The sequence below is a fragment of the Streptomyces sodiiphilus genome, assembly GCF_039529215.1.
Classification (GTDB): Bacteria; Actinomycetota; Actinomycetes; order Streptomycetales; family Streptomycetaceae; genus Streptomyces; species Streptomyces sodiiphilus.
In genome coordinates this window covers 1-9,311 of record NZ_BAAAMJ010000071.1, presented here as the reverse complement: position 1 = coordinate 9,311, position 9,311 = coordinate 1, and the positions used below count along the sequence as shown (strand labels likewise).

The following is a 9,311-nucleotide window of genomic DNA, read 5'->3' as shown; positions in this document are numbered from 1 at the left end:
CTGGCCCACGGCGGCCCGGCCCGGGCAGTCCGCCCCCGGCGGCGGGCAGGCTCCGGACACCGGCGGACGGCCGGCGGGCGCCTGGCCCACCGCGGCCGGGCAGCAGGGCGGGGATCCCCCGGCGCAGGCCCCGGCCGCCCCCCAGGCGCAGCGGCCCCCGGTGGCCCCTGTCCAGACCCCCGCTGCCCCCGCTGCCCCCGCCCAGGGCGGCGGTGGCGGTGACGCCTCCACGGTGCGGCAGATGTGGCCGGAGATCCTGGAGGCGGTCAAGGGCCGCCGGCGCTTCAGCTGGATTCTGCTCAGCCAGAACGCCCGGATCACCGGGTTCGAGGGGAACACCCTCCAGCTCGGCTTCGCGACCGCCGGCGCGCGGGACAGCTTCGTGAACAGCGGCAGCGAGGACGTGCTGCGGCAGGTTCTGGGCGAGCGGCTCGGCGTGCAGTGGCGGATCGAGGCCGTCACCGATCCGGGCGGCGGGGGAGGAGCGCCCGGCCCGCCGCGCGGAGGGGGCACCCCCGCTCCCCGGCCCCCGGCCCCGCCGAGCGGCCCGGCCGGCACCGCGCCGTCCCCGCCGCAGCAGCGGCCCGGTCCTCCGGCCCCTTCGCACCCGCCCGAGCCGGCACCCGGCCCGCAGGCACCGCCGCGGGTGTCCGCCGAGGAGGACGTGCCCGCCGAGGACGACCCGGACCTCGACGACACCGCGCTGTCCGGCCACGAGCTGATCGTGCGGGAGCTCGGCGCGACCTTGATCGAGGAGTTTCACCACGAGTGAGGGGCCCCGGGCACCGGAACCCGTAGGCTCGGGGGGTACGTCCCACGTCGTCGACGAGCCAGGAGTAGCCGTGTTTCCCGGTGGTGGAGCCGACATGCAGCAGCTGCTGCAGCAGGCCCAGAAGATGCAGCAGGATCTCGCCGCGGCCCAGGAGGAGCTGGCCAGGACGCCGGTGGAGGGTTCCGCGGGCGGCGGACTGGTGAAGGCCACGGTCACCGGTGCCGGGGAGCTGACCGGCCTGGAGATCGACCCGGAGGCCGTGGACCCGGAGGACACCGAGACGCTGGCCGACCTGGTGGTCGCCGCCGTCCGGGACGCGAACAACGCGGCCAGGGAGCTCCAGGAGTCCAAGCTCGGGCCGCTGGCCCAGGGGCTGGGCGGCGGGGGCATGCCCGGGCTGCCGTTCTGACCCGCCCCCGCCTCCGGCGGAACCCCCCGCCCGGGGCCCACTCACCGGTGGCCCCCGGCAGGGCGGACAACTAGCCTCGAAGCCGAGCACATCAACGGAAGGCGTTCGCCGTGTACGAAGGCGTGGTCCAGGACCTCATCGACGAGCTGGGCAGGCTGCCGGGCGTCGGTCCCAAGAGCGCGCAGCGGATCGCCTTCCACATCCTGCAGGCCGAGCCCACCGATGTCCGCCGCCTCGCGCACGCGCTGACCGAGGTCAAGGCGAAGGTCCGGTTCTGCACCGTGTGCGGCAACATCGCGCAGCAGGAGCAGTGCCGGGTGTGCCTGGACCCGCGCCGCGACCGGGCGGTCATCTGCGTGGTCGAGGAGCCCAAGGACGTGGTGGCGATCGAGCGCACCCGGGAGTTCCGGGGCCGCTATCACGTGCTGGGCGGCGCGATCAGCCCGATCGAGGGTGTGGGGCCGGACGACCTGCGCATCCGGGAGCTGCTGGCCCGGCTCGCGGACGGCGATGTCACCGAGCTGATCCTGGCCACCGACCCCAATCTGGAGGGCGAGGCCACCGCGACCTACCTGGCACGGATGGTGAGCTCGATGGGGCTGAAAGTCACCCGGCTGGCCAGCGGGCTGCCGGTCGGGGGAGACTTGGAGTACGCCGACGAGGTCACCTTGGGTCGGGCCTTCGAAGGGAGACGGCTCCTTGATGTGTGACACGGACCCGTGCGCCGGGGGAGGGGTGCCTGCCGGATTCCTGGGCAGGAGGCCGGTGCGGACGCAGGACGAGGGCCCCGCCGGGGGCGCACGTCCGGGAAACAAGGGGAGGCGTGAGCCCGATGTCTGAAGTGATGCCGGCGGAAGTGATGCCGGACAGTCCGGCCGCTCCCGGGCCGGAGAGTTTCACCGTTCAGGTCGCCGACCAGATCGAGAGTTTCGTCGTCGCCGTCACGGAGGTCGCCAAGGGCGACGACCCGGACAGCGCCGTGCCCTATCTGCTGCTCGAGGTGTCGCAGCTGCTGCTGGCCGGCGGTCGGCTGGGCGCGCACGAGGACATCGTTCCCGAGGAGCGGTACGAGCCGGACACCGGCCCGGAGCCGGACATGGACGGGCTGCGCGAGCAGCTGGCCGAGCTGCTGGCGCCGGTCGACGTCTACTCCGAGGTCTTCGACCCCTACGTTCCGCGCAGCACGCCGGTGGCCTGCCGTATCTCCGACGACCTGGCCGACGTCATCAGCGACCTGCGGCACGGCATGGCGCACTACCGCGAGGGCCGGATCACCGAGGCGCTGTGGTGGTGGCAGTTCTCCTACCTCTCCAACTGGGGCAGCACCGCCGGCGCGGCGCTGCGCGCCCTGCAGTCCCTGGTGGCGCACGTCCGGCTGGACACGCCGCTGGCGGAGCTGAATGGCCTGGACACCGACAGTGACGCCGAGGACATCGACCTGGAACGGCAGGCCGGCAAGGTGATGGAGGCCGAGATAGCCGCGCCGCTGGGGCTGAAGCCCACCGACTCCTGATGGCGCGCGGGGGCAGTCCGCGCCCCCGCGCTTCCCCCTTTCCGGGGGCCATGGTGTGACCTCCCTTACGTTCGCCCGGTTTTTCCGTGTGCCCGCCCGCCGCACCGGGCAGGGGTGACCGCTGAGCGAGTGGGGCCTTTTTGCCCGCTCGGTAGACTGAGCTGGTCGCCGCCCCCGCACGGGCGGCGGGAGTGAGAGAACGAGGAGCGAGCACACGTGGGCCTTGTCGTACAGAAGTACGGTGGCTCCTCCGTTGCCGATGCCGAGGGCATCAAGCGCGTCGCCAAGCGGATCGTCGAAGCCAAGAAGAACGGCCATCAGGTCGTCGCGGTGGTTTCGGCGATGGGTGACACGACGGATGAGCTGATCGATCTCGCGGGGGAGGTGTCCCCGGTCGCGTCGGGCCGCGAGTTCGACATGCTGCTGACCGCCGGCGAGCGGATCTCCATGGCGCTGCTGGCCATGGCGATCAAAGCCCTCGGCCACGAGGCGCAGTCCTTCACGGGCAGCCAGGCCGGTGTCATCACCGACTCCGTCCACAACAAGGCCCGCATCATCGATGTCACGCCGGGCCGCATCAAGAGCTCGGTGGACGAGGGCAACATCGCCATCGTCGCCGGTTTCCAGGGTGTCTCCCAGGACAAGAAGGACATCACCACCCTCGGCCGCGGCGGTTCCGACACCACCGCGGTGGCGCTGGCCGCGGCGCTGGGCGCCGAGGTCTGTGAGATCTACACGGATGTCGACGGCGTCTTCACCGCCGATCCCCGGGTCGTGAAGAAGGCCCGCAAGATCGACTGGATCTCCGCCGAGGACATGCTGGAGCTGGCCAGCTCCGGCTCCAAGGTGCTGCTGCACCGGTGCGTGGAGTACGCACGCCGTTACGACATTCCGATCCACGTCCGCTCGTCGTTCTCCGGTCTGACGGGCACGTGGGTCAGCAACCGACCGCGAGGGGACCAGGCGATGGAGCAGGCAATCATCTCGGGGGTCGCCCATGACACCTCCGAAGCGAAGGTCACGATCGTCGGCGTGCCCGACAAGCCGGGCGAGGCGGCGACGATCTTCCGGGTGATCGCCGACGCCGAGATCAACATCGACATGGTGGTGCAGAATGTCTCCGCCGCGTCCACCGGCCTGACCGACATCTCCTTCACCCTGCCGAAGACCGACGGCCGCAAGGCCATCGCCGCGCTGGAGAAGCACCGGGACGCCATCGGCTTCGACTCCCTGCGCTACGACGACCAGATCGCGAAGATCTCCCTGGTCGGCGCCGGGATGAAGACGAACCCGGGTGTCACCGCCACCTTCTTCGAAGCGCTGTCCAACGCCGGGGTGAACATCGAGCTGATCTCCACCTCGGAGATCCGGATCTCGGTCGTCACCCGTGAGGACGACGTCAACGGCGCCGTGCGGGCCGTGCACACCGCGTTCGGCCTCGACAGTGACAGCGATGAGGCGGTTGTGTACGGAGGTACCGGCCGCTGAGAGGTTTTCCGGAGGCCGTGCGAAGCGGTCGTGACCAACTCGTATGCCAAGAGGGTTGATCCGGACCAAAGCCCCGAGAGACGATTTAACTCCCCGCGCCGCTCCAGGAACCATGGCGGTGCGGGGAGCGTCTTTTCGTGCCCCGTTCGGAGCACGCGACGCTGCCCATACCGGGAGAATTGGGACGAGGTCGGCACACATGAGGGCGATCGGCTCAGTGGCGAGAATCACGCCCGCGCCGTACAACCTTGGCGGGGGAGAGTGTGTCCAACAGGCGTGGCAGAGGTCTTGGATTTCCCGACAGCGATCCCGCGACGCACCGCCCCGGCCAAGCCCCACCGGGGCGGAGGCGGTCCCGTGATCTCTCCTCTGCCCGCCTCCCAGCCTCCCGCCCGCATCCGCGCGCAGAGCGAGAACGTGGGCGACGCGATGGCTGAGGGAACCACCGTCGATTTCCTCACCGAGACCTACCGGGCGCACTACCGCGGCCTGCTCGGGCTCGCCGCCCTGCTGCTGGACGACACCGCCTCCTGCGAGGACGTCGTCCAGGAGGCGTTCATCCGGGTGCACTCGGCCCGCAACCGGGTCCGCGACCCCGAGAAGACCCTCGCCTACCTGCGCCAGACCGTGGTCAACCTCTCCCGCTCCACGCTGCGCCGCCGCATCCTCGGCCTCAAGCTGCTGTCCAAACCGATGCCCGACGCGGCGAGCGCCGAGGAAGGCGCCTACGCGCAGCTGGAGCGGGCGGAGCTGATCACGGCGATGCGAGGGCTGCAGCGCCGCCAGCGCGAGGTGCTGGTGCTGCGCTACTTCGCCGACATGTCCGAGGCGGAGGTCGCCTCCACGCTCGGTATATCGGCGGGTTCGGTGAAGGCGTACGGCTCGCGCGGTATCGCGGCGCTGCGGGTCGCCATGGAGGCCGCACAATGACCGATCCCGAGACCGGCAGGCTCCGCCAGGGCACGGAGCAGCCGGAGCGCGCGGATGCCCCGGCTCCGGAAGTCAGGAGCCGCCCGGACGCCGACCAGGCGCGGGCGCCGGCCGGTCAGGAGGCCGGCCCGGCCGGCGCCTGGCCCGGCGGCCGTGACGAGGAGGCGCTGCGCCGGCTGCTGCGCGACGCCGTGGGGGACCTCGAACCCTCGCGGGACGCGCTGGTCCGGCTGGAGCGCGCGGTGCCGACCCGCAGGCGGCGGCGACGGCAGCTGGTGCTGGGCACCGCGGCCTCCTTCGCGCTGTTCGCCGTCGGCACACCGGTGGTGCAGTACGCCGCCACCGAGCGCGGCATGACGGACGAGAGCGGGTCCGCGGTCATCGGGGGCAGGCCCGGCGGCGAGGAGGGCGGAACCGGGGGCGCGGACGGCGGTACCGGCGAGCCGGGGGCGCACGCCTCGGGCGGCGAGGCCGGCCGGCAGGACCCCGACGCATCCGGAACCGGCCCGGCCGGGACACCCTCGCCGGACGCCACCGCGGAGGCCGGCGAGATCACCCCCGAGGACCGGGACGCCCTGGCCGTCAGCTCCCCGCGCTGCGACCGCGACCAGCTGGGGGACGTGAGGGCGGAGGCCGGTCCCGCCGACGAGCAGGGCCGCATTCACGGCACGATCCGGCTGGCCAACGTCTCCGGGGACCCCTGCCGCATCAAGGGAACCGACGAGCTCACCGTCACGCCGCTCGGCGACACGGACGCGGCGGATTTCCATGTGGTCACCCGCGCCGAGGGCGACCGGGCGACCCGGCTGCCCACCCCGGATCAGTACCAGGACAACCTGGTCCTGCTGCCCGGCGAGTCCTACCAGGTGCTGTTCGCCTGGGTACCGAGCGAAGGGGGCCCGGGCGGGTGCCCCGTCCACTCCCCCGTCCCGGCGCCCCCGGACGACGGGGACACGAGTGGCCCGGGAGGCTCGGAGGGCTCCGGCGGTCAGGGCGGCGCGGGAGGCGGAAGCACGCCGGGCGGCCCCGGCGACCCGGTCGACGACCTCGACGGCATCGGCCAGGCATCGCTCTTCCGCACCACCGGCAACGGCAACGGCGGCGCCACCGCCCAGGGGGCGGGCAACGCCGGCAGCTCCGGCGGGAACGCCGCGAACTCCGGTGGCGCGGGCGGTTCGGCGGGCACCGGCGGGACCACCGGCCCGGGGGGCCCGGAGGCGCCGTCCGGGAACGCGGCGATGCTGCGGTACACGCCCGCGGCGGGCGAGCCGCGCGCCGCGCAGCTGGTCCTGGAAGGGGTCTGCGCGGGCACCGTCTACCGCACCGGTGTGCTGGCTGCCGCACCGACCGGTGGCTGACGGCCGCGAGACGCCGAGTACCGTGGACGCGTGTACCGGTTCCTGCTGACGTCCCGCTGGTGGGCCATCAACGTCTTCGTCGCGCTGGCGATCCCCTTCTGCCTGGTGATGGGCACCTGGCAGCTGGGCCGCTTCGAGGACCGGGTCGAAAGCCACCGCGAGCAGCGCGCGCAGGCCGAGACCGTCGCCGACGCGCGGGCCGTCCCGCTGGCCGGCCTGCTGCCGCCGACCACCGACACCGTCGGCGAACAGGCCGCTGTCACCGGCACCTACGACCCCGGACACCAGCTCCTGGTGCCGCGCCGGACGCTGGAGGGCGAGACCGGCTTCTACGTCCTCACCCCGCTGCTGCCCGCCGACGGCGCCCCCGCCGTCCCGGTGGTGCGCGGCTGGCTGCCGGGCGCCCCCGACCCGGACCGGGCACCGGCCCCGCCCGGCGGCCAGGTCACCGTGACCGGTGCGCTGCAGGCACCCGAGTCGCCCAGGGCGGTCAACGCGCCCGCCGGACTGCCGTCCGGGCAGCTCGGCGTGATCGGCGCCGCCTCCCTGATCAACGTGCTGCCCTACCCCGTCGAGGACGCGTGGATCACGCTCCGGGAGGCGGCGGAGCCGATGCGGGCCGTGCCGGCCGTCGCGCCCTCCAACACCGGGCTTGACATGAAGGCGTTCCAGAACCTCGGCTACACCGCCGAGTGGTTCGTCTTCGCCGCCTTCGTGGTCTTCATGTGGTACCGGCTGTTCCGCCGCGAGCTCGAACTCCAGCAGGACGCCGCGCTGGGCCTGACGGACCAGGACACCCCGGCGGCGGCGGCCCCCCGGCCCGCCGCACCCGCCCCGCGGCGGGCCGGCGAACCGGAGGAGGCGTCCGGACCGGGGGAGGCGTCCGTGCCGGGGGAGGCGTCCGTCAGCGGTCCGCCGCCGGCAGATGAGCCCGCGCGAAGCGGATCTCCATCGCGACCTGCTTGATCCGCTCCTCCACCACCATCGAGCCGTGCCCCGCGTCGTAGCGGTAGACCTCGTGCACCGCGCCGCGCTCCCGCAGCCGCTCCACGTAGTTCTCGATCTGCCGGATCGGGCAGCGCGGGTCGTTCACCCCCGCCGAGATGAATACCGGCGCCTTCACCCGGTCCACGTAGGTGATCGGGGAGGACGCGGCCCACCGCTCGGGCACCTCCTGGGGCGTGCCGCCCAGCAGGGTGCGGTCCATCGCCTTGAGGGCCTCCATCTCGTCCTCGTACGCGGCGACGTAGTCCGCCACCGGCACCACCGCGACGCCCACCGCCCACGCGTCCGGCTGGGCGCCCACGCCCAGCAGCGTCAGATAGCCGCCCCACGAGCCGCCGGTCAGCACCAGGCGCCCGGGGTCGGCGAGCCCGCTGTCCACCGCCCACTGCCGGACCGCCGCGATGTCCTCCAGCTCGATCAGCCCGATGCGGTGCTTGAGCGCGTCCGTCCACTCCCGGCCGTAACCGGTCGAGCCCCGGTAGTTGACCCGGACCACCGCGAACCCGTGGTCCACCCAGGCCGCGGGGCCGGCGGCGAACTCGTCGCTGTCGTGCCAGGTCGGACCGCCGTGGATGTCGAAGACGGTCGGGAACGGCCCCTCGCCGTCGGGCTTCTGCACCAGGGCGTGCACCCGGCCCCCGGGCCCCTCCACCCAGGCGTCGGTGACCGGCACCGAGCGCGGTGCCTTCATGCCCGGCGGGTCCAGCACCGTCCGGCCGGCCGTCGAGAGCACCCGCGGCGGCTCCGCGGCCGACGACCACAGGTACTCCACCGTGCCGTCCGGCCGGGCCGTGGCCCCGGCCACCGTGCCGCCCGGTGTCTCCACCCGGGTCAGCTCGCCGCTGTCCAGGACGTACCGCCACAGCTCGCTGCGCGCGTGGTGGCTGTGCTCCACCAGCAGGCCGCTGCCGTCCGGGAACCACTCGGCGGCCACGTCCCCGGGCAGGCCGAAGGACAGCTCCCGCACCTGTCCGCTCAGCGGATCCCAGATCATCGGCTCCCAGCGGCCGTGCCGCTGGTGCCCCACCAGCAGCCGCCCGTCGCCGGCGACCGGAGAGAAGCCCAGGACGCTCAGCCCCAGCTCCTTCGTGCCGCCCTCGGTGTCGTCGAGCTCGGCCACGACCGTGCCGTCCAGCCGCAGCAGCCGCAGCGCGGAATGCATCGCGTCGCCGTGCTCGGTGTGCTCGATGGCCAGCAGTGTCCCGTCCTTGGACAGATCGCCCACTCCGGCGGACTGCCGGTGCCGGTAGATCTCCGAGGGCGCCGCGTCACCGGGGCGCAGCACGTGCATCGTGGTGCCGTCCTCCTCGGTCATCCGGCCGACGACCGCGGTGCCGTCGCGGCCCAGCGCCAGACCGGCCGAGTACGCCGGATCCAGGCCCGGCACGGCCGGTTCGTCCGGGCCGCCCCCGAAGGGCTGGCGCATCCACACGCCGAACTCGTCGCCGTCGGTGTCGGAGAACCACCACAGCCACTCGCCGTCCCGGCTGAGTGTGCCGTGCGTGGTGCCGTTGGGCCGGTCCGTGGCCTGCCGGCGCTCGTCCGTGGTCCGGTCCCACGCGTACAGCTCGTACGTGCCGCTCACGTTGGAGACGAACAGCGATCGGTCCGGGGCGTCCTCCGCCCACCGGGGCAGGCTCACCCGGGGAGCCCGGAACCTCTTCTCCCAGTCGGGCATCGACGCCGCCGCTCCGGCGGACGCCTCGGTCGCTGCGGGCTCGGATCCACCGGACGCGCCGGTCGTGCCCCTGTGCTCAGGCTCGGCCATGGGCCCCTCTCTGCGGCTGGGCCCGCCCCGGCCGGCCGGCGGGCACCCGCCGCGGGCGCCGGCGCGGG

8 protein-coding genes and 1 pseudogene are annotated in these 9,311 nt (G+C 73.4%); 8 read left to right on the top strand and 1 reads right to left on the bottom strand.

Annotated features, from left to right (window positions below; genetic code table 11):
• The 8 genes and pseudogenes from ABD299_RS22890 to ABD299_RS22855 form a co-directional block, all read left to right on the top strand.
• A pseudogene (locus ABD299_RS22890) lies at positions 1–772 on the top strand (DNA polymerase III subunit gamma and tau); the annotation flags it as partial.
• 70 nt (positions 773–842) lie between these two features.
• Positions 843–1,181, top strand: coding sequence for a YbaB/EbfC family nucleoid-associated protein (locus tag ABD299_RS22885; protein WP_344265990.1), 339 nt, complete (start codon positions 843–845; stop codon positions 1,179–1,181).
• A 110-nt stretch (positions 1,182–1,291) separates the two neighbouring features.
• The gene (recR, locus tag ABD299_RS22880; protein WP_344265988.1) at positions 1,292–1,891 is read left to right on the top strand and encodes a recombination mediator RecR; all 600 of its coding nucleotides are present in this window, start codon (positions 1,292–1,294) and stop codon (positions 1,889–1,891) included.
• Positions 1,892–2,013: 122 nt separating this feature from the next.
• Complete coding sequence (locus tag ABD299_RS22875; protein WP_344265985.1) at positions 2,014–2,694, top strand: DUF5063 domain-containing protein; 681 nt, start codon at positions 2,014–2,016, stop codon at positions 2,692–2,694.
• A gap of 216 nt (positions 2,695–2,910) precedes the next feature.
• Complete coding sequence (locus ABD299_RS22870; protein WP_344265982.1) at positions 2,911–4,182, top strand: aspartate kinase; 1,272 nt, start codon at positions 2,911–2,913, stop codon at positions 4,180–4,182.
• Between the two features lie 276 nt (positions 4,183–4,458).
• Positions 4,459–5,112 carry a SigE family RNA polymerase sigma factor gene (locus ABD299_RS22865; protein WP_425581403.1) on the top strand — a complete coding sequence of 218 codons (654 nt, stop codon included), beginning with the start codon at positions 4,459–4,461 and terminating at the stop codon, positions 5,110–5,112.
• A complete protein-coding gene (locus ABD299_RS22860) occupies positions 5,109–6,470 on the top strand; it encodes a DUF4232 domain-containing protein (RefSeq protein ID WP_344265980.1) in 1,362 nt (453 codons plus the stop codon). Before ABD299_RS22865 ends, ABD299_RS22860 begins: the two co-directional genes overlap by 4 nt.
• 30 nt (positions 6,471–6,500) lie before the next feature.
• Positions 6,501–7,436 (top strand): SURF1 family protein, encoded by a 936-nt coding sequence (locus ABD299_RS22855; RefSeq protein WP_344265978.1) that lies wholly within the window; start codon positions 6,501–6,503, stop codon positions 7,434–7,436.
• Here ABD299_RS22855 and ABD299_RS22850 read toward each other — a convergent pair.
• Positions 7,375–9,153 carry a S9 family peptidase gene (locus tag ABD299_RS22850; RefSeq protein WP_344265992.1) on the bottom strand — a complete coding sequence of 593 codons (1,779 nt, stop codon included), beginning with the start codon at positions 9,151–9,153 and terminating at the stop codon, positions 7,375–7,377. The genes ABD299_RS22855 and ABD299_RS22850 overlap by 62 nt on opposite strands.
• Between the last annotated feature and the right edge of the window lie 158 nt (positions 9,154–9,311).

Excerpts from the sequence above, each read along its gene's own strand:
- ABD299_RS22875 (WP_344265985.1), top strand. The coding sequence starts at position 2,014 with ATGTCTGAAGTGATGCCGGCGGAAGTGATGCCGGACAGTCCGGCCGCT.
- ABD299_RS22860 (WP_344265980.1), top strand. The coding sequence starts at position 5,109 with ATGACCGATCCCGAGACCGGCAGGCTCCGCCAGGGCACGGAGCAGCCG.
- ABD299_RS22850 (WP_344265992.1), bottom strand. The coding sequence starts at position 9,153 with ATGCCCGACTGGGAGAAGAGGTTCCGGGCTCCCCGGGTGAGCCTGCCC.